This is a genomic window from Hyphomonas sediminis (genome assembly GCF_019679475.1).
GTDB lineage: Bacteria > Pseudomonadota > Alphaproteobacteria > Caulobacterales > Hyphomonadaceae > Hyphomonas > Hyphomonas sediminis.
On the sequence record NZ_JAIEZP010000001.1, the window covers coordinates 2,136,057 to 2,155,013 of the forward strand.

Here is an 18,957-nt window from a genome sequence, read left to right on the forward strand (position 1 = left end):
TCCTGCCGCAGTTGTGCTACGCCTAGCGCGCCTTCTCCGGCACCAGATAGGCCGCTCCGAAGATCCCTGCCAGCAGGATCAGCACCCAGGAGGTTGCCGAGCTGAGGTCATGAAAGGGGTGGTTACGATAAACCCAGTGAAGACCGACATGGAGGACCGCAAACATGCAGATCCCGACGCGAATACTGATCCGGCGCGTCAGCTCTGCAGCGATCAGCATTCCAAAGATGACGGGCACATGCGCTAACATGATGATTTGCTGCACAGGATTTGAGGCGTCGTGAAAAGCAGTCCATTCCGGTAAAAAAACGACTTCGAGCTCATGCACGATCAGGCAGGCCGCTGTGAGCCTGTAAAGGCGATCTGTACCCATCGCGCTCCCCTTCCTGGATTGCGCATGCAATTCCTTAAATGGCGGCAAAAATTTGTGTTGATGAGCTTTAAGGTCAATTCTTCCTTGATTTCAAGGCATTCCAGACAAGCAGGATACCGCCCACCCACATCGGGATTGAGAGGAGCATTCCCATTGTCAGCCATTGAGGGAGGGTGTGCACAAAGGAATCCGGCTCGCGGAAGTTCTCGACGATCGAGCGGCCTGTGCCATACATCAGCAGGAACAGCCCCGCGACAAGGCCAGGGCGCTTCAGCGCGCCAAACTTCCAAATGAGGATCGAGAGCACCAGCAGGGGCAGCCAGCCTTCCAGCGCGGACTCGTAAAGCTGGCTCGGATGGCGGGGAAGTTCGAGGCCGGTATAGACCCAGTCTCCAGTCGCCCAGTTGTATGCAGGCGGCGTTGAGCCCGGAACATAGCCCTCCGGAAACACCATGCCGACCGAAGCTTCGGTGTGGCGGCCATAGAGTTCTCCATTCGTGAAGTTCGCAATGCGTACGAGCCCGATGCCGATCGGCGCCGTCACGCCCGCAATGTCCCCAATAGAAAACAAGTTGACGCCGCGTTTCATCGCGAACCAGGCGAGCACCACCGCCACGCCTGCCATACCGCCATGGAATGCCATTCCGCCATCCCAGATGCGGACCAGGGCCATCGGATCGGCCGCGATCAGATCCCACTGGTAAGGAACCATATAGAACAGGATGTAGCCGATACGTCCGCCCAGGATGATGCCGATGATGATCCAGAACATCAGGTCATCGAGGCCATTCTTGTCGAGCGGCGCGTTGCCGCCGAACAGCGCGGGGCGCTTCAGCAATTCGTTCGCATACCACCAGGCAAGGCCGATCCCGGCGATGTAGCCGAGCGCATACCAGCGCAGGTGGAAGGTCCCGAGGCCCATGAAGCCGAAGTCGATGGAGAAGAGCGCCGGGCTCCATTCCGGAAACTTGAGCGACGTTTCACCCATGAAGATGGTGAGCGCGGCGAGCAGTTCAGTCATGCGGCGTCTTTTCCCTGTCTGGCGGGCACCTTATCTGATAGTCCAGCAGCACACCCGGCGCGAAGGAGTAGCCGCATGACAGGCACAAATCCACTGCTTGATGACATCGCAGGCCTCATGACTGGCGCCCTCGGCGCGGCCCGTGCGGCGGGCGAGGAAGCCAAGACGGCCGCCCAGGCGCGTGTGCGTGCGCTGATCACTGATATGGACCTCGCAGGGCGCGACGAAGTCGAAGCTTTGAAAGCCATTGCAACGGCCGCTCTGGAGCGTGTCGAGCTGCTGGAGGCGCGCATCGCGGCGCTCGAAGCGGGAAAATCCACCGAAAGCTGACCGTTAACTGCTCATGAACTTTGACATCGCCGAGCCCGTCGGCGTTGAGTGGTGTTGGATTTGGGGAGCGAATCCGGCAGCTTGCAATTATCCAAACGCGGAGGCCCGATCATGAGCCTTGAACTTAGCCGCAGCCATCTGATGGCGCTTGATCCCCTGGAATTGGTCGAAGACGTTCTGGAAGACGCCGGATGGCCTGCGGAACGAGACGAAGAAGGCACTTTGCAGGTCGTTGCAGAGACCCGCTGGGGCGATATGGGCGCCTTGTTCGCCTACCGCCCCGAACCGGCTGCCGTTCATTATTCAATGACGCTGGACGTCAAACCGCAGGAAGCTAAACGCGCTGCAATTGCGGAGCTGGTGATGCTGGCCAATGAGCGGCTTTGGCTGGGGCATTTCGATTTTTGGGCGGACGATGGCGTGATCATCTTCCGCTATACCTTCCCGATGGAAGGCCGTGACGAGCTCACCGAGGGCGAAGTGCGCGCCGTTATGGCGGCGTCCGTCAGCGCGGCTGATCGGTTCATGCCAGCATTCAATTTCCTCGTCTGGGCTGGCAAAAGCCCGCGGGAGGCAATTGATGCTGTTATGTTCGAAACGCACGGCGAAGCCTGAGTCGGCACAATGGCGGGGCCTGCATCTCTCACGCTGGTCGGCGCGGGCCGCATGGGGTCGGCATTGTTGCGCGGCTGGCTGAAAGGCCCGGATCGCGAGATTTCGGTCATTGAGCCGTCGCCGCATGACGAGATCCGGGAGCTGGCTGAGCAGGGGCGTATTCGCCTCAATCCGGAGCCATCGCCCAGCGGGATTGTCGTGCTCGCGGTCAAGCCGCAGCAATTCGCGGCGATTTCGGAGACGGCCAAAGAATATGTTGGCCCCAAGACGCTTGCGATCTCCATCATGGCGGGCGTGCGCCTTGCGCAGCTGTCGCGCCGTCTCGGAACGGAGCGCGTCATCCGGTCCATGCCAAACACGCCCGGCTCTATCGGGCAGGGGGTGATGGCTTTCTGCGCGCCGCAGGGCGCGATGAAAGCAGACATCGCTGCGGCGCGTGAAATTCTTGCTCCGCTTGGCGATGTTCACGGACCGGTGGACGAGGGGCTGATGTCAGCGGTCACCGCTGTGTCCGGCTCCGGCCCGGCCTATATCTTCCTGCTTGCTGAAGTGATGACCGAAGCCGGTGTTGCTCAGGGGTTGCCGCGGGATCTGGCGGCCAGCCTCGCTCGTCGCACAGTCGAAGGTGCCGCAGCGCTGATGGCTGGCAGTGAGGAAAGCCCGGAAGCGTTGAGGAAGGCGGTAACCTCTCCCGGCGGCACCACCCAGGCGGCTCTTGACATCCTCATGGGCACGAGTGGGATGCCTCAACTGTTCAGAACCGCACTCGCTGCCGCCGCAAGCCGCGACCGGCAGCTATCGCAAGAGGCGGACTGAGCGACAGGAGGAAGTTCGGTGGCCGTCATAGATCCAGTCATTGAGAAAGGGCTTCTCGCAGCTCTGGATCTCGCGGCTGGCAAGCGGTGGTCCGAAATCACGCTCGCGGAAATCGCCGCAAAGGCTGGCCTCACCCTTCAGGACTTTCACGGCATCGGCGGACGGGAAGAGATCCTGGAAGCGATGGATGGCTATTTCGACCGTGCCATGTCGGCTGATGGCGTGCCTGAAGATAGCTCGGCACGTGAACGTCTGTTCGATGTGATGATGAAGCGATTTGAGGCAATGGAGCCCTATCGCGACGGTCTCCGTGAGCTGATGAAGTTTCGAGAAAGTTCGCTGAGTCATGTGGTGCGCCTGCCGGTTCACCGGCACGCTACGGCCGCCTGGGCACTCGCCTCAGCCGGCATCGATGATGATGCCGGGGCGCCTGCCAGCCTCAAGCGGATTGCGATTGCCTTTGTTGTCGGCGAAACGGAACGCGCCTGGCGTCGTGAGAAAAGTGTCGACTTTGCCCTGACTATGGCTGCGCTCGACAAAGGGCTGCGCCGCGCCGAAGAGCGCCTGGGGCAGCTGCGCCGGTTCACCGGACGAAACACAGAAAAGAAAAATGAAAATGTATAAGTGGAGGAAACATGAGCCGTCCGGGATTGGATACCAACCCTCTTGAACTGGGCCCCGACTGGTTCAACAATCTGTTCAGCGAGATCGGCATTCATGCCGAAGTGAAGTCATTGACGTCCAAGTCGATCGGCACAGGCCAGATCGGCGAGAATGTCCGCTTCGTATTTGAATATGCAAAGGCAGGACCGGACGCGCCGCGCTCGCTTGTCGGCAAGTTTCCTTCGGGAAGCGAGGCAAGCTTGATGACCGCAAAGTTGCTGGGTCACTACAGGCGCGAAGTGATGTTTTACCGCACTTTCCCGAAAGTCGCGGGTCGCATCACGCCGAGCGCTCTCTATACGGATTATGACGAAGAGACGAACCGGTTCGCTTTGATCATGGAAGACATGGCGCCATCGGAACAGGGCGACCAGCTGAAGGGCTGCGGTGTGGACGAGGCGCGCCGCGCGCTGGGGGCGGCTGCCATTCTTCACGCCGCCTATTGGAATGAACCGAGCCTTGACGATTATGACTGGCTGCAGGGCTCCAGTAAGGCGCCGCCACCAGCGCTGGGGAGCGAGCAGGTGGCTGGGTTATGGGCAGGGTTCAAGGAACGCTACGCCAAGCACCTGTCGCCAGAGAATATTGAAGTGGGAGACGCTTACGCCGTTGCGCTTACGCGGGGGTGGGGTGAGCAATATAGCGGCCCTTTCGCGCTGACGCATAATGACTTCCGCCTCGACAACATGCTGTTTGGTCCGCCCACGGCTAAAAAGCCGTTGGTGGTCGTGGATTGGCAAACCACCAGCCGAGGTGCTCCGGCCAATGACGTTGCCTATTTCATCGGGGCGGGACTGACGCGGGAGGAGCGGCCCAGGCACGAGCAAGACCTGCTGCGCTTCTATCATGAGAAACTCATGGCAGAGGGTGTGAAGAATTATTCCTTCGATGAGCTCTACGAACATTATCGCTGGTTCAGTTTCTATGGCATTTCGGTTGCCTTCGGTGCCGCGATGCTGGTGAAGCAGACCGAACGAGGTGATGAAATGTTCCTCACCATGCTGCGTCGGCATTGTGCGCAGGTGCGTGACAATAACTCGCTGGAGCTTCTGAAGGCTCTCGCCTGACCCAAGCGTTCACATTCCAACTTTTCTTGTTAACGCCGCCCCTCTCCGGGGCGGCTTTTCTTTCTGGCTTGTCATCATCGGGGCAGCAAAAAGGCAGAAATAGTCTGCCTGTCCCGGCCCGGAACAGGTTTCCAAACACTGTCCTAACAGAGCCTGCCAAACTGACTTTCGAGGTTAGGGCTAGGCTTAAGGTCGCCTGTGTATGGTGCTCGAACTGACCCCGGAGAAGCCGGGTGTCGTGCCATCGCCAGGAACAGGTAATGCACATGGAAACGCAGAACGCACGCCCCATCAGCGTTAAGGGGCCGGACGGCCAGAAGATGACTCTGGCCGATCTGCCATCGCCGAACATTTCCCGCTGGGTGACCCGCCGTAAGGCAGAGGTCGTGGCTGCCGTCACGGGTGGCCTGCTCACGCGGGAAGCTGCTTGCGAGCGCTACAAGCTCACGGACGAGGAATATGAGGCGTGGGAACGCCTTTATGCCCGCCATGGGACCAAGGGTCTTCGTACGACCCGTCTTCAGCAATATCGCCGTTAATTCGGCGTTTGCCATATTAGCCTGCTGTTAAGGCAGGGATTCTAGCCTCTCCGGATGTGCTGCAGAGCGAATCTGCGGCTGTTTGGAGAGGTTGATGGCGTTTCAGCGGGCGGCGGCAGGCAGACAGACGGGGCAGGCCATGCGGCTTGCGGCGTTGCTTATGCTGTTTCTGGCCCTTTCACTGGCCGTCTGGCGGGCCTCCAGCCTGCTCACAGGCAGTCAGCCGGACCCGCGCAGCCCCGCCGAAGCCTCTCTCCTGAACCTGATCGAGCCGATTGCCGGGGCCGGCAATGCGCGCGTGACGATCGCTCGCAATCCCGAAGGCGGGCGCACGCTCCTCCTGCTGCTCGATGCCCGCGCCGCCACTGCTGCGGGCGACCTGCAACGAATTCTTCCCGATGCTGCGGGGCTCGACTTCAAGCGCGGTGACAAGCTGGTGATCGAACAGGCCGCCTTTGCGCGCGGGCTGCCCGGTCGTCCGGACACTGCCGCCTGGCTCGAACTGAGCGCCTTGGGCCTCATTTCCCTGATTTCCGCCGGAATGGCGCTATCCACCCTGCGTCCCGCCGGTTCGGTTGCTGCGCCCGCGCCTGCGCGCGAGCCTGAACGAGAGATGCGGGTTGAGCCGTTGCGCCCGCTGCGGCCCATAGCGCCCGTCAGCGTGCCTGACGCCAGCGAGGCTGCCCGGCGCGATCCTGCAAAGGCCGCTGCGGTCCTGCGTGGCTGGATGCGCAATGATGGGGACGCGTCGTGACCCATCCCATTGCCGTTTCCCGCAATCTGGATGCCGGCACGCTCCGTGCCGCACGCCTGATGCGCGCTTTGGGGCCAGAGGCTGCAGGCATATGGGCAGAGCTCTCGCCCGCGGAGGCTCGGGAGCTGACTGCCGCTATGGATGCGCTGGCCGACGATCCGGCGGCGGAGGCAGAAGCCGCCCGTCTCTTTGCGGATGCCTCGCGCCGGTTTGACCATGCGCAGCAATTCCCTGCGGCCAGCCAGCAGCGCCATAAAGACATCTGGACTGCTTTGGCAGCCCTTCCGGTAGATACGATTGTCGGGCTTGTGCGGTATGAGCGCCCGGCAAGTGTCGCCCTGATCCTCTCCCGGCTACCCAGCGAAACATCGGCGCGCGTGTTGCGCACCCTGCCGCCGTCCCTCGCTGTTGAAGCCATGCAGCGGCTGCTGCATCTGGCGGCGCCGCGCGAAGTCGCGCTGAAAAGCCTTGAAGATCATCTGACGCGCCGCCTTCCGTCTCTGGCATCTGAAGGGACACGCGGTGGGCATGAGCGTGTCGCGCGGATTTTCGACCAGATGGATACGCGCGCCGAGTCCGTCTTCCTGGCGGCGCTTGAAAGTGCGGAGCCAGGTTCGGGCCGGAAAGTCCGTTCCCTGATGTTCACGTTTGATGATCTTGCCGCGCTCGATGCCGCAGGCATCCAAACCTTGCTGTCGGCGGTCGACCGCGCGGTTCTGATCGTCGCCCTCAAGGGCGCCAAAGACGCGACCGCTACGGCGTTCTTCTCCAATATGACCCAGCGGGCCGGAGAGCTGATCCGCGAGGAAACGGCCGCGCTCGGCGCGCTCCGCAGGAGCGAGATTGAGGCGGCCCGCTTCGAGATTGTCGGCCTGGCGCGCCAACTGATCCAGCGTGGCGAAATCCGCGCGGCCGATGCCAAGGGCCCGCTTGAAGACGAACTGATCGAGTAATGAGCGAAGCTGCCCGCCTCTTATCGCCTTTCGACTTTCGTTCGGACTTCGCGCCGCAAGCCTCCGCGCCGGATGCCGTCCGCCTGTCGGCAGAAGAGCTGGCTGGCCTGATCGCGAAGGTCCGCGCAGAGGCCCTCGCGGAAGTGTCGCGACAGGAAACCCAGGAAACGCTCGATCGGCTGGACCGCGTGACCGCTACGATGCGCGATGTGCTGGCCGATCTGTTGCAGCTCATGCAGCTGCTGGACAGCGCAGCCTATGATGACGCCACAAAGCCGCAGGTCCGCGGGGCCGTCACGGGACTCGCGCAGCGATTGATTGACGGGCAGGGCGACCTGTTCGGACTCACACGAGACCTCAGCACGAAGCTGGACAAAGCCCCCTCAGGCAAGCCAAGGATGGGGGCATGACCGAGCCGAAGAATCCCGCGCTTGAGAAGATGTTGATGGATGTGCCGGTCCAGGTGGATGTGGTCCTTGGTGAGGCGCGCATTCCGATGGAAGAGTTGCTGGCCCTGTCGCCCGGCGAGATCGTCGCGCTTGAGCGCCAGACCAACGAACCTGTCGATATTTACGTGTCAGGGCGCCTCGTCGCGCGGGGCAAGCTGGTCGTCGTCGATGGGCAATTGGGCGTTACGCTCTCCGAAATCATCGATTCACGGCCCGAGGCGGCCTGAATTTAGTTACATCTGGAACTAAATTGCGTGCTGTCGTATAATCGCTGGTATGGACACGGCATTTGCTAAGAATCGCTATCATGGCGCGCCCCGCGCAGCGGACTTCACGATCGATCAGGCGTGGGAAACCTATTCTGCGGCGGAGCATGACCGCTGGGACAGGCTGTTTCGGCGCCAAAAGGAAATCGCAAAGGGCAGGGCCTGTCGCGCCGCGCTCGATGCCATGCACGCGCTGGAGCTGTCGCCCTCGGGCATCCCGCATATGGGCCAATTGTCCGACAAGCTGGAGAAGCTGACGGGCTGGCGGGTCGTTCCCGTGGCAGAGCTGGTGCCGGACGAGATATTCTTCGATCACCTGGCCAATCGCCGCTTCCCGGCAGGCGCCTTCATCCGCCCGGAAGAAGAGTTCGACTACCTTCAGGAGCCGGATATCTTTCACGACATTTTCGGCCATGTGCCGATGCTGGCAAACCCGGTCTTTGCGGACTTCATGGAAGCCTATGGCAAGGGCGGTCAGCGGGCGATGCGCCTTGGCCAACTACACAATCTGGCGCGGCTCTATTGGTACACGGTCGAGTTCGGACTGATCCAGGAAGAAGATGGCCTGCGCATTTACGGCGCCGGGATTATCTCAAGCCCTCAGGAAACCGTTTTCGCGCTGGAGGACGCCAGCCCCAACCGTATCGGCTTCGATCTGCAGCGCCTTATGCGGACGAAATACATCATCGACGATTTCCAGCAGACCTATTTCGTCATCCCCAGCTTCGAAGCCTTGCTCGACACCTGCTACAAGGATTTCGGCGATGTCTATGCGCATGTGAAAGGCCTGCCGGATTTCGAAGCGCATGACATCGCGCCGGGGGATGTCATCATCCAGCGCGGTACGCTTGAGTATTTCCGCAACGGCGGCCGGAAGAAACCCGCATAGGGGATGCCAAAGGGCGGCGGATTATTCCCCGCCTTTGTTCGCTGTCTGGCGTGGATCATGCTTCGGCGCTGGCGCCAGACGCATCACTTCAGTCTGAAAGCGTTCGTCGTCGCCCGACAGCAGGTGCGGCAATGCCTTGCAGATCGCGTCGGACATCGGTTCGAACCATTGCAGGTCCGCCTTGTGAAAGTCCGAGAGGACGTGCGGCATCACCATCGCCTTGTCGCCAGGATGGCCCACGCCAATCCGTATACGGCGGAAGTTTTCGCCAAGGTGGGCAATCATTGAGCGCGCGCCATTGTTGCCGGAATGTCCGCCGCCGCGCTTCACACGCATCCTGCCCGGCGCAAGATCGATTTCGTCATGGAAGACGGTCACGTCTTCAGGCTTCAGCTTGTAGAAGGAAAGGGCTTTCGACGCGGCCAGTCCGGTCTCGTTGTAATAGGTCTGCGGTTTCATCAACAGAACTTTGGTTGAGCCGGTAGCCGTCGGCACCGTTCCTTCCGAAACCTCTGAGTCGAACTTCGAGCGCCAGGGGGCAAAGCCGAATGCGTCATGAATGCGGTCGATTACCAGGAATCCGGCATTGTGCCGGTTCTTGGCATATTTGGCGCCGGGGTTTCCCTGTCCGATGAGGATCAGCATGGCGGGTCTCTCCTTGTCTGGTGCCCGGAATCAAAGAGGCCGCCAGCTTGTGACTGGCGGCCCCTGAATTGTCCAGAAAGAGATTAGTCTTTCTTCGGAGCGGCTGCCTTGGCGGCCGGAACAGCGTCAGCGGCCGGAGCCTCTTCTTCCACTTCCTGCTTGCCGCCGCGGCCAGCGATCGTTGCGATGGTGAAGTCGCGATCGGTGATCGTGGGCTCAGCGCCTTTCGGCAGCTTGATGTTCGAGATCTTCACGTTGTCGCCGATTTCGAGGGTCGAAACGTCTGCTTCGAGCTCTTCCGGGATGTTGCCAGCCGGAACATTGAGTTCGACGGAGTGACGAACGACGTTGAGCGTGCCGCCCTTCTTGAGGCCCGGCGAGACTTCGGTGCCCTTGAAGTGAACCGGAACCTCGACCGAGATGATCTGGTCAACTTTCACGCGGCGCAGGTCAACGTGCATCGGCTGGTCGGTCACCGGGTGCATCTGGATGCCTTGCGGGATAACCAGCTGGCGCTCGCCTTTGTGGATGAGCGTCGCGGTGGAGTTCAGGAACTGCCCCGTTTCGATCGCCTTGACGACTTCGCCTTTTTTCAGGCTGATTGCCACGGGATCAATGTCGCCGCCGTAGAGAACGCCGGGAACGAAGCCGTTGTTGCGGGCTTCACGAGCGCCGCCGGTGCCAACGCGCTCACGCACTTCGACATTGAATACGATTTTAGTTTTGGACATTTTCTTTCCTTTCGCCCTGGACCGTGTCTTCCGCTCGGGAAGGTCGGAACCTGACAGGCACGGCCTTGCGCCGCCCTTTCTGAAGGTGCGGCGGATACACGGGTTAGGGTGAAATGGCAAGCCGGGAAGCTTGGAGAGGCATAATATATTGAAAATTAATACTTATTTATCCCGGAAGCAGTCGGCGACCGCGCCCATCCAGTCCATCACCGCCTCTTTCTGCTCATTGGGCGATTTCCCGTTACGCACGAGGATCAGGTCCAGCTCCGGCACCAGCACCGTGTATTGCCCCTCAAAGCCATTAGCAGAGAAGCTGCCCGGCCCCGCCATGCCCAGCCACCAATGGGCGCCATAGCCCAGCCGCTCCGTTTCCGGCACAGGGGTTGGCGTGCGCGCATAGTCCACCCAGCCCTCGGGCAGGATGCGGCGGCCATCCCAAACGCCATCCCTTAGGTAGAGCAGGCCAAAACGCGCAAAATCGCGCACCGTGCAGAAGCAGAAGGAAGAACCGATAAAGGTGCCAGCTTCATCAAATTTCGGCCGGGCAGATGTCATGCCCAGTGGTCGGAAAAGCTCCCGGAACATGAAGTCCCGGAATGCTTCTCCTGAGACGCCTGCCGCGAGCGCCGCCGCGCGGGCGACAAGGTTGCTGGTCCCGCTGGAATAGCTCCAGACGCTGCCGGGCGGATGGATCAGTTCTGACTGCGCCGCATAGCCCGCGACATCTGCCTTGCCGGTGCCAAACAACATCTCGATCACATCGGAGACGCCTGCATCGACATAATCTTCGGCAAATTTCAGCCCGCTGGACATGCGCAACAACTGGTCCAGCGTGATGGCGCGGCGCGGGTCGCCCGCAGTTCGCCATTCGGGGACATTTGCTGGCGCCTGAACGTCAATCTTGCCCTCGCGCACCAGAATGCCGATCAGAGCCTGCGTCATTGATTTGGCCTGCGACCAGGAATGATGCGTGCTCTCCCGGTCAAAGCCACGCCAGTAGCGCTCCGCAACGATCTTGCCGCCCTGTACAGCCAGGAAGGCGTGCGTCTCGCCCATGGCTTCGGGCGCGGCGTCGCTGAACGCATGGTCGAGCAGCGGCGCAAGCTTAGGCGCGACCTTCACTGAAAGGTCTCCCTCCGGCCATTCCTCCGTGGGCCACGCCACGCCTGCGGGCTGGGCGGGCAGCTTTACCAGATCCACCTTCGCGCTCACAGCTTGTAGACTTTCCGGGCTGTGCCACTGAACATCGCCGTCTGCGCGGCCTCGGGGTAATGCCGCGCAATCTTCTTCAGCCCGTTCCACAGTACGCGGTATCCAAGCGACAGCCGGTCGACAGGGAAGTTGCTTTCAAACATGCAGCGCTCCGGCCCGAAGCATTTGATCGCATGGGTGTACCACGGCGCCTGCGCCTCGACGAACTCATCCGAAGTCGGAGGTTTGTCGCGCGTGTTCCACCCATAGCCATTGTCGGGCATCGCCATGCCGCCGATCTTCGCAAACACGTTGGGGCAGGCAGCGACTTCGGCAATATCGTCCTTCCACTTCTCGAAAATCTCCGCGCGTTTGCCGGCATAGGCGCCAACGCCCAGCGGCGTCCCAAAGTGATCAAGGATCATCGTGGTGCCGGGCGTTGCGCGGGCAAGATCGGCATAGGCCGGCAGCTGGTGATGGAACATCCAGGTGTCATAAGTCAGCCCGCGCTCGCCGAGGCGCGCAACTCCCTTGCGGAAATCAGCGTCGGCATAGAGGCCGGGCGGCGCGCCGCCGGGGATACGCAATGCTTCCGGATTGGGATCACAGGCACCCGCCTGCCGGATGCCGCGGAACAATCCGCCCGCCGCTGCGGCATGCGCGTCCAGCGTTTCGTCGAGGTCGGCCCGCCGAAGATCGGCATGCGCGACAATGCCCGCGATCTGCGCCTTGCCGGGCGTCGCCGCCGCGCGCCGTGCCGCATCAGCCACGAAAGCGGTTTCGCCAACGTATCGCAGGTGTTCCGGCCCAGCTTCGCGATACGCCGCGCCACATTCCATGAACACCGTCTGCACAACATTGTGTCCGTCGCCCGTGTCGCCATGCAGGTTTTCCACCTCGTAAGTGAGCGGCCCCTGCGGCCAGAGATGATGGTGGGGGTCAACGATCGGTCGATCGGGATCGATCACATCCTCGCGCACCTGGTTGAGCCATTCGGTATTGTTGAACATGGGCGACGTCTCCTCCGGCATGCCCGGTTGTCCGGGTTCTTGCTGCGGCAAGTGAAGGCCTAACGGCCAGCCTTGGCAAGCCGCTTCCTGGTTTCCCCTGCGTCCTAAGACCAAAGTCCACCTGTACGGATGACGGCAGGTAGCGCAGCCTGTCATCAGCGGAATACCGCATGAGGCAGCATAGCCAGGGAGGAATGCGACATGTCAGAAAACCAGTCAGAAACCACGCCCAAAATCGATGGAAGGGGCTATTGGCGGGAGGTGCTCCGGCTCACCCTCACGCTGCTCGTGATCTGGTTCATGGTGTCCTTTGGAGCGGGCATCGTCTTCCGGGAGTTCCTTGATGGTCTGAAAATCGGCGGCGCGCCACTTGGCTTCTGGTTTGCCCAGAACGGTTCGATCTACGTCTTCGTCGCCCTGATCTTCTACTACTGCTTCGCCATGAACCGCATCGAGCGGAAATACCGGATCGAAGGCTGAGGGGGCTGTCATGGACTGGACAATTTTCTGGGTCGTCTCGACCTTCACTGTATACATCGGCGTCGCGCTCTGGGCGCGTGCCGGATCAACCAACGACTTCTACGTTGCCGGCCACGGCGTTCACCCTGTCGTCAACGGCATGGCAACCGCTGCAGACTGGATGAGCGCCGCCTCATTCCTTTCGATGGCAGGTCTCATCGCCATCATGGGTTATGGCGGTTCGGTTTACCTGATGGGCTGGACCGGCGGCTATGTGCTCCTGGCGCTCCTGCTCGCGCCATTCCTGCGTGAGTTCGGCAAGTTCACCGTTCCGGACTTTGTCGGTGACCGCTACTACAGCGACACGGCACGCCTGGTCGCAGTGATCTGTGCGCTGTTCGTTTCCTTCACCTATATCGCCGGTCAGATGTCCGGCGTCGGCATCGCATTCTCGCGCTTCCTCGGTGTGGATTTCAACACCGGCATCTTCATCGGCATGGGTATCGTCTTCGTCTATGCCGTGCTCGGTGGCATGAAAGGCGTCACCTACACGCAGGTCGCCCAATATGTCGTGCTGATCTTTGCCTACACGGTTCCGGCAATCTTCATTTCGCTGATGCTCACCGGCAACCCGATCCCGCAGCTTGGCTTCATCTCCAATGTGAAGGGCGAAGATGTGTCGATGATCCAGAAGCTCAGCGACACGCTCACCAGCCTCGGCTTCGCCGAATACACCAGCACGAACAAGTCCGTGTTCGATGTGTTCTGCATCACCGCTGCGTTGATGTTCGGAACAGCAGGTTTGCCGCACGTCATCATCCGCTTCTTCACGGTGCCCCGTGCCCGCGATGCACGCCTGTCGGCTGGCTGGGCGCTGGTGTTCATCGCCATCCTCTACACGGTTGCCCCAGCCGTGGGCGCCTTCTCCCGCCTCAACGTCATCAGCACGGTCAACGAGACCACTTATGTCGCGCCGGGTGAAGCGTACGCTGCCAACGCCGCAACCCTGGAAGCAGAAGGGGCAACGCCCTCTCCGGCCTGGTTCGCCCGTTGGGAAGCCACCAAGCTTGTCAGCTTCGAGGACAAGAACGGCGATGGCATGATGCAGATCCGTGGCCCGAACGCGCCTGATGGTCTGGCCAATGAAGTCACCATCAACAACGACATCGCTGTGCTGGCCAATCCTGAAATCGCGCAGCTTCCCGATTGGGTCATCGGTCTGGTCGTGGCTGGTGGTCTCGCTGCTGCGTTGTCGACAGCGGCCGGCCTCCTGATGGTGATCTCGTCAGCTGTCAGCCACGATCTCTGCCGGCGGACATTCTTCAAGAACATGTCCGACAAGACAGAGCTTCGGGTCGCGCGGCTTGCGGCGGCAGGTGCCGTCGTTGCAGCAGGCTTCATGGGCATCTACTCGTCCCAGCTTGCCTTTGTGGCCCAGGTTGTTGCCTTCGCCTTCGGTCTGGCTGCAGCATCGGTGTTCCCGGTGATCCTGCTCGGTATCTTCTGGAAACGGATGAACCGGGAAGGCGCCATCGCTTCCATGCTCACCGGCCTCATCCCCACTTTCCTTTACATCTGGCACTTCAAGCTGGGCGCGGGAAAGGACGCGGGTCCCGATGACTGGTTCCTTGGCGTGTCGCCAGAAGGTATCGGCTTCGTGTTCATGATCGTCTCGACAGGGGTTGGTGTGATTGTTTCCCTGGCAACGAAAGCCCCGCCGCAGGATATCCAGGATCTCGTGGAAGATATCCGCGTCCCCGGAACCCGCACGCGGCATGGCATCGCCGATGCCGGCATGGCGCCCGCCGAATAGACGTCTCTTAGCGCCTGATTGGTGGCGGGCGGTCCTCCCAGTGGGGGCCGCCCGTTCCGCATAGAGACAGCGCTTGGGCGAACGCCCTTGCGCGTCCCCCGTCAGATGCGCCAAGCTCGCTGCAAGGAGACCCAAGAACCCGCATGCCCGCCTGGCTCATCATTCTTGTCACAGTCGTCTATATGGCCGGCCTGTTCGCCATCGCCGCGCGGGGAGACCGTGTGGGCGAGTTGCCGGGCTTCCGGCCGAACCGGTTCGTTTTCCCCCTGGCGCTGGCCGTCTATTGCACGTCATGGACCTATTTCGGTGCAGTTGGCACGGCTGCGTCCAGCGGATGGGATTATGTGCCAATCTATCTCGGCCCGGCGATCGTGTTCCTGTTCATGCCCCGGCTGATCCTGCGCATCGGCGAGGTGGTGAAACGCGAAAGCGTCTCCTCGCTGTCGGATTTTCTCTCCGCCCGCTATGGTAAAAGCCGCGCGGTCGGTGCCACGGCGGCACTCGCAGCCGTCATGGGCGGGCTGCCATACATCGCGCTGCAACTGAAATCCATCGGTATGAGTTTCGAGGCGTTCGCAGGCGCATCCGGCGCAGCGCCTGCGGACGAGACAGTGCTCGTAACGGCCCTCGCGCTCGCTGCCTTCTCGGTCCTTTATGGCACGCGCTTTCCGGATGCGACGCGCTCCAACACCGGTCTGATGCGCGTCCTCGCCATCGAGGCGCTGGTTAAGATCGGCGCGCTGGCAGCGGTCGCTATTCTCGCTGCCGTACTGCTTGCATCGGGCGGCGTCCCTGATGCTCCGCCCACGTCTGAAGTCTTCCCGGTGGATGCGCCGTCGGGGCGTTTCATCACGCTCGTTTTCCTCTCCATGGCAGCCATCGTCTGCCTGCCGCATGAATTCCACGTCGCCATGATTGAGCGGCGGGACGAAGGGGAGATGAAGCTCGCGCGCTGGATGTTCCCGGCCTACCTCTTCATCACGACCATCGTCATCGTGCCGATCACGCTGGCAGGCATCGGGCTATTCCACGGGGTTTACCCGGCCGACCTGTTCGTCCTTCAGCTGCCGCTCGCGCAGGAAAACAGTGTCCTTGCTACATTCGTATTCCTCGGCGGCTTCTCTGCGGCCACGGGCATGGTCATCGTCTCCACCATCGCCCTGTCGAACATGGTGACCAACGATCTCATCGTGCCCGCCCTCATGCGGTCGGATAAATTGTCGGGCTTCGGCGGCAATGCGGGCGCGCGCCTTGTCACCACGCGCCGGATAGTCATCCTTGCCCTGCTGCTGCTGGCCTACACTTACTATCGGTTTGCAGGTCCGGGGGAGGCGCTCGCCCAGATAGGGCTGCTCGCCTTCGTTGCGGCGGCGCAGTTTGCACCGGCCGTTGTGGCAGCGGTCTATTGGCGCGGGGCGCGGCGGGCAGGGGTGCTCACCGGCCTCATCGCGGGCATGGCTGTCTGGCTCTACACGCTCTTCCTTCCCTCGATCCTCGGCTGGGGCGCTGTCAGCTCCCAGATGCCCTCCTGGCTCGATCCGCACGCGCTGTTCGGCATGAGCTTCGGTGATCCGCTGACCCATGGCGCGGTGTGGAGCGTCGGCATCAACATCACCCTGATGATCTTCGTCTCGTTCCGCGCTCGTGAACGCCTTCGCGACAGGGTGCAGGCAGCCGCCTTTGTTGGTTCCGGTGATGCGGACCTTCCTGGCGAAGGCTATTCCGGCGCGCCTGTGCGTGGCGCTTCGCCCAACGGTTTGAAAACCCTCGCAGCGCGCTTCCTCACAGCAGAGGCTGTCGATCATGCCTTTGGGGAGTTCAGCCGGGAAACCGGTGTGATCTCAACCGGCGATGATCCGGCAGACTGGCGCCTCATTCAGCGCACGGAGCGCCTCCTGGCGTCCGCTCTTGGTGCGTCCTCTGCCCGAATTGTTCTGGCATCCGCAATCGGCGGCAACACGGTGGCGCTGCCAGATGTTCTCTCGATGCTCGACTCCCGCACGCAGGCCGAGCGGTTTGAGCGTCATATGCTCCAGTCCATGCTGGAAAACATAGCGCAGGGCATCAGTGTGGTTGATGCCGAGCAGAAACTCGTTGCGTGGAATTCCGCTTATCTTGATCTTTTCCAGTATCCACCGGAGCTTTGCCGCATCGGTACACAGTTGGAAAAACTAATCGCCCACAATATCGGCGGCGGCTGGATCGACGGCGCCCCGGAGGATGAAATCCGGAGGCGCATCGCTCATATGAAGGCGGGCGCGCCACATATGCGTGAGCGCCAGATCCCTGATGGCCGCTGGTTACGGATCACGGGCGCCCCCATGCCCGGTGGCGGCTATGTGACCACTTTTACCGATATCACCGCCGACAAGCTGCGCGAGCAAGCCCTCATTGAGGCCAATGAATTGCTCGAAGTGCGGGTGCGCGAGCGGACGCACGAGCTGGAGCGCCTGACTGCAGATCTCACCCTGGCGCGCCAGGAAGCCGACAACGCCAACGCGTCCAAAACGCGATTCCTTGCGGCGGCGAGCCATGACCTCCTCCAGCCACTCAACGCCGCGCGCCTGCTGCTCGGCGCAGCTGGCAGTGGCCGCAGCATTGGCGAAGCTATCGAAAAGGCAGACCGCGCAATCCAATCGGCTGACGAGCTTCTGCGTGGCTTGCTGGATGTTTCCCGCCTGGATCATTCGACGATCGAGCCTGCGCCCGCCGTGCTGCCCGTCGGCCCGCTGCTCGAAGACCTTGTGGATGAAAACCTTCCGATGGCTGAAGAGGTCGGTATCGAAATCCGCCTTGTGCCCACCCGGCTCAGTGTGGAAGCAGATCCGGATTTTCTGAAAAGCATCCTGCGGAACTTCCTCTCCAATGCGCGGCGCTACACCAGTTCGGGCGCTGTCTTGGTCGGTGCTCGCCGGCGAGGCGGCAAGGTCCGTATCGAGGTCTGGGATACCGGCCCCGGAATCCCGTCTGAATTGCAGGCACAGGTGTTTGAAGAGTTCCGCCGCTTCTCGGATGTGGACAATGCGGGCAAGCGCGGCGCGGGGCTCGGGCTCGCCGTCGCGCGCCGTCTCGCCAGCATCATGGATGCGGGCATCGGCATGCGCAGCTGGCCGGGCAAAGGCAGCATGTTCTGGGTCACTGTGCCTGCCGCCGCGCCTATCCAGCAGGCTCCCAAGCGCGCCGCCGAAGCGCCTACGCTTCCCGAGTATGATATCTCGGGCCTCCGCATCCTGTTCGTGGATGATGAAACCGCCATCACCGAAGCGATGCAGATGCTGCTCGAAGGATGGGGCTGCCTGGTCGAAACTTGCCGCTCGCCTGAAGCCGCCCTTCAAAGTCTGGCCATGCAGGTGCCCGATGTGATGATCGCGGACTACGACCTGCGCGCCGCGCAGACCGGGCTCGACATAATCGCCGCCGCGCAAAGCCGGATGACCAGCGCCCAGAACGCGCTCCTGGTCACCGCTGCGGCCGATGTAACGCTGGCAGACCGCGCCGCCACAAGCGGGGTCGCCCTGCTGCGCAAACCCGTTAGCCCGGTGGACCTGAAACGGTTCCTCGGTGAGTGCGTGCGCCGTCTGCGCCTTCAGGCGGCGGAGTGATCGCCGGTCGAGATGGCTTCCTGATAGATCAGCAATGCCTGCGTCCGGTTGAGGACGCCCAGTTTGCGGAAGATGGCGGTCATGTGCGCTTTGACAGTTGCCACCGAGATATCCATCTCATGAGCAATCTGCTTGTTGAGCAGGCCTTCTGCCAGGCCCGCCAGCACGCGCCGCTGCGCCGGTGTCAGGCTGGCGATCCGCGCCGCGGGCGCGCTGTGCTCCATCTCCCCGCCCGGTATCTCGGGAAACCACTCGCCACCATCCAGCGTCGTCGCCAGCGCTGCGGATAGGTCTTCGAGCGACAGGCTCTTGGGCAGGTATCCGGCGGCGCCCAGCGTTCGTGCCGTCTGGAAGGCCTGCGGCGACTCGGTAGCTGACACGACAACAATCGGCAGGTCCGGCTGGCGCGTCTTGAGGCGCGTCAGGCCTTCAAAGTCATGCGTGTCGCCAAGGTTCAGGTCCAGCAGCACAAGGTCGCTCGGCCCCGCGTCCAGCTTGGCCACCGCCTCGGCAAGCGACCCTGCAAATCTTGCTTCCGCGCCCGCCGGATAGGCCTCGCGCAGCGCAGCCGCCAACGCGTCCCGGAAGAGGGGATGATCGTCCACGATCAGGACCCTTGGTCCAGCGCTCATAAGTCCTCCCCTCGGTGCATGTCCTGCGGCCTGAAGGCTCTGCCATGCCACGATACCGGCACATTACCCCCAGCGCCGCTCAAGTCGAGTCTCGCCGCAGACCTTGGTCTTACGACTTTGGTCTTAGGACCAAGGTCTT

Annotated in this window: 21 protein-coding genes; 14 read left to right on the forward strand and 7 right to left on the reverse strand. The window is 61.7% G+C overall.

Annotation, left to right across the window (positions count from 1 at the left end; translation table 11 throughout):
* Nucleotides 1–22: 22 nt before the first annotated feature.
* On the reverse strand, nt 23–373 hold the full coding sequence (locus K1X12_RS10675) for a DUF6713 family protein (protein WP_220987578.1): 351 nt from the start codon (nt 371–373) through the stop codon (nt 23–25).
* A gap of 73 nt (nt 374–446) precedes the next feature.
* Nucleotides 447–1,394, reverse strand: a complete 948-nt coding sequence (lgt, locus tag K1X12_RS10680; protein WP_225907946.1) for a prolipoprotein diacylglyceryl transferase — start codon at nt 1,392–1,394, stop codon at nt 447–449.
* 75 nt (nt 1,395–1,469) lie between these two features.
* On the opposite strand from lgt, the gene K1X12_RS10685 reads away from it, so the two are divergent.
* The 11 genes from K1X12_RS10685 (at nt 1,470) to phhA (ending at nt 8,735) form a co-directional block, all read left to right on the forward strand.
* A complete protein-coding gene (locus tag K1X12_RS10685; protein WP_220987579.1) occupies nt 1,470–1,724 on the forward strand; it encodes an accessory factor UbiK family protein in 255 nt (84 codons plus the stop codon).
* Nucleotides 1,725–1,835: 111 nt separating this feature from the next.
* Entirely contained in the window at nt 1,836–2,339 is a 504-nt protein-coding gene (locus tag K1X12_RS10690) for a type III secretion system chaperone family protein (protein ID WP_220987580.1), read from the forward strand.
* Between the two features lie 9 nt (nt 2,340–2,348).
* Nucleotides 2,349–3,155, forward strand: coding sequence for a pyrroline-5-carboxylate reductase (gene proC, locus K1X12_RS10695; RefSeq protein ID WP_220987581.1), 807 nt, complete (start codon nt 2,349–2,351; stop codon nt 3,153–3,155).
* Between the two features lie 18 nt (nt 3,156–3,173).
* Complete coding sequence (locus K1X12_RS10700; RefSeq protein WP_220987582.1) at nt 3,174–3,779, forward strand: hypothetical protein; 606 nt, start codon at nt 3,174–3,176, stop codon at nt 3,777–3,779.
* A gap of 11 nt (nt 3,780–3,790) precedes the next feature.
* The gene (locus K1X12_RS10705; RefSeq protein ID WP_220987583.1) at nt 3,791–4,885 is read left to right on the forward strand and encodes an oxidoreductase family protein; all 1,095 of its coding nucleotides are present in this window, start codon (nt 3,791–3,793) and stop codon (nt 4,883–4,885) included.
* 266 nt (nt 4,886–5,151) lie between these two features.
* A complete protein-coding gene (gene sciP / locus K1X12_RS10710; protein WP_220987584.1) occupies nt 5,152–5,424 on the forward strand; it encodes a CtrA inhibitor SciP in 273 nt (90 codons plus the stop codon).
* Nucleotides 5,425–5,518: 94 nt separating this feature from the next.
* Nucleotides 5,519–6,178, forward strand: coding sequence for a hypothetical protein (locus K1X12_RS10715; RefSeq protein ID WP_220987585.1), 660 nt, complete (start codon nt 5,519–5,521; stop codon nt 6,176–6,178).
* Nucleotides 6,175–7,131, forward strand: coding sequence for a FliG C-terminal domain-containing protein (locus tag K1X12_RS10720; RefSeq protein ID WP_220987586.1), 957 nt, complete (start codon nt 6,175–6,177; stop codon nt 7,129–7,131). The genes K1X12_RS10715 and K1X12_RS10720 overlap by 4 nt, the downstream gene beginning before the upstream one ends.
* Nucleotides 7,131–7,541, forward strand: a complete 411-nt coding sequence (locus K1X12_RS10725; protein WP_220987587.1) for a hypothetical protein — start codon at nt 7,131–7,133, stop codon at nt 7,539–7,541. Before K1X12_RS10720 ends, K1X12_RS10725 begins: the two co-directional genes overlap by 1 nt.
* The gene (gene fliN, locus K1X12_RS10730; protein WP_220987588.1) at nt 7,538–7,807 is read left to right on the forward strand and encodes a flagellar motor switch protein FliN; all 270 of its coding nucleotides are present in this window, start codon (nt 7,538–7,540) and stop codon (nt 7,805–7,807) included. The genes K1X12_RS10725 and fliN overlap by 4 nt, the downstream gene beginning before the upstream one ends.
* 49 nt (nt 7,808–7,856) lie before the next feature.
* Nucleotides 7,857–8,735, forward strand: a complete 879-nt coding sequence (gene phhA, locus K1X12_RS10735; protein ID WP_220987589.1) for a phenylalanine 4-monooxygenase — start codon at nt 7,857–7,859, stop codon at nt 8,733–8,735.
* A gap of 21 nt (nt 8,736–8,756) precedes the next feature.
* Here phhA and pth read toward each other — a convergent pair whose 3' ends face one another.
* The 4 genes from pth to K1X12_RS10755 form a co-directional block, all read right to left on the reverse strand.
* Complete coding sequence (pth, locus tag K1X12_RS10740) at nt 8,757–9,380, reverse strand: aminoacyl-tRNA hydrolase (protein ID WP_220987590.1); 624 nt, start codon at nt 9,378–9,380, stop codon at nt 8,757–8,759.
* An 83-nt stretch (nt 9,381–9,463) separates the two neighbouring features.
* On the reverse strand, nt 9,464–10,111 hold the full coding sequence (locus K1X12_RS10745) for a 50S ribosomal protein L25/general stress protein Ctc (RefSeq protein ID WP_220987591.1): 648 nt from the start codon (nt 10,109–10,111) through the stop codon (nt 9,464–9,466).
* A 162-nt stretch (nt 10,112–10,273) separates the two neighbouring features.
* Nucleotides 10,274–11,323, reverse strand: coding sequence for a serine hydrolase domain-containing protein (locus K1X12_RS10750; protein WP_369426100.1), 1,050 nt, complete (start codon nt 11,321–11,323; stop codon nt 10,274–10,276).
* Entirely contained in the window at nt 11,320–12,312 is a 993-nt protein-coding gene (locus tag K1X12_RS10755) for an amidohydrolase family protein (protein ID WP_220987592.1), read from the reverse strand. Before K1X12_RS10755 ends, K1X12_RS10750 begins: the two co-directional genes overlap by 4 nt.
* 201 nt (nt 12,313–12,513) lie before the next feature.
* Between K1X12_RS10755 and K1X12_RS10760 the strand changes: the two genes are divergently transcribed.
* The 3 genes from K1X12_RS10760 (at nt 12,514) to K1X12_RS10770 (ending at nt 18,186) form a co-directional block, all read left to right on the forward strand.
* The gene (locus tag K1X12_RS10760; protein ID WP_220987593.1) at nt 12,514–12,792 is read left to right on the forward strand and encodes a DUF4212 domain-containing protein; all 279 of its coding nucleotides are present in this window, start codon (nt 12,514–12,516) and stop codon (nt 12,790–12,792) included.
* 10 nt (nt 12,793–12,802) lie between these two features.
* Nucleotides 12,803–14,584 carry a sodium:solute symporter family protein gene (locus K1X12_RS10765; RefSeq protein WP_220987594.1) on the forward strand — a complete coding sequence of 594 codons (1,782 nt, stop codon included), beginning with the start codon at nt 12,803–12,805 and terminating at the stop codon, nt 14,582–14,584.
* A 143-nt stretch (nt 14,585–14,727) separates the two neighbouring features.
* Nucleotides 14,728–18,186 (forward strand): PAS domain-containing hybrid sensor histidine kinase/response regulator, encoded by a 3,459-nt coding sequence (locus K1X12_RS10770; RefSeq protein WP_220987595.1) that lies wholly within the window; start codon nt 14,728–14,730, stop codon nt 18,184–18,186.
* Here K1X12_RS10770 and K1X12_RS10775 read toward each other — a convergent pair.
* Nucleotides 18,171–18,818 carry a response regulator transcription factor gene (locus K1X12_RS10775; protein ID WP_220987596.1) on the reverse strand — a complete coding sequence of 216 codons (648 nt, stop codon included), beginning with the start codon at nt 18,816–18,818 and terminating at the stop codon, nt 18,171–18,173. The two genes, K1X12_RS10770 and K1X12_RS10775, sit on opposite strands and share 16 nt — an antisense overlap.
* Nucleotides 18,819–18,957 lie beyond the last annotated feature (139 nt).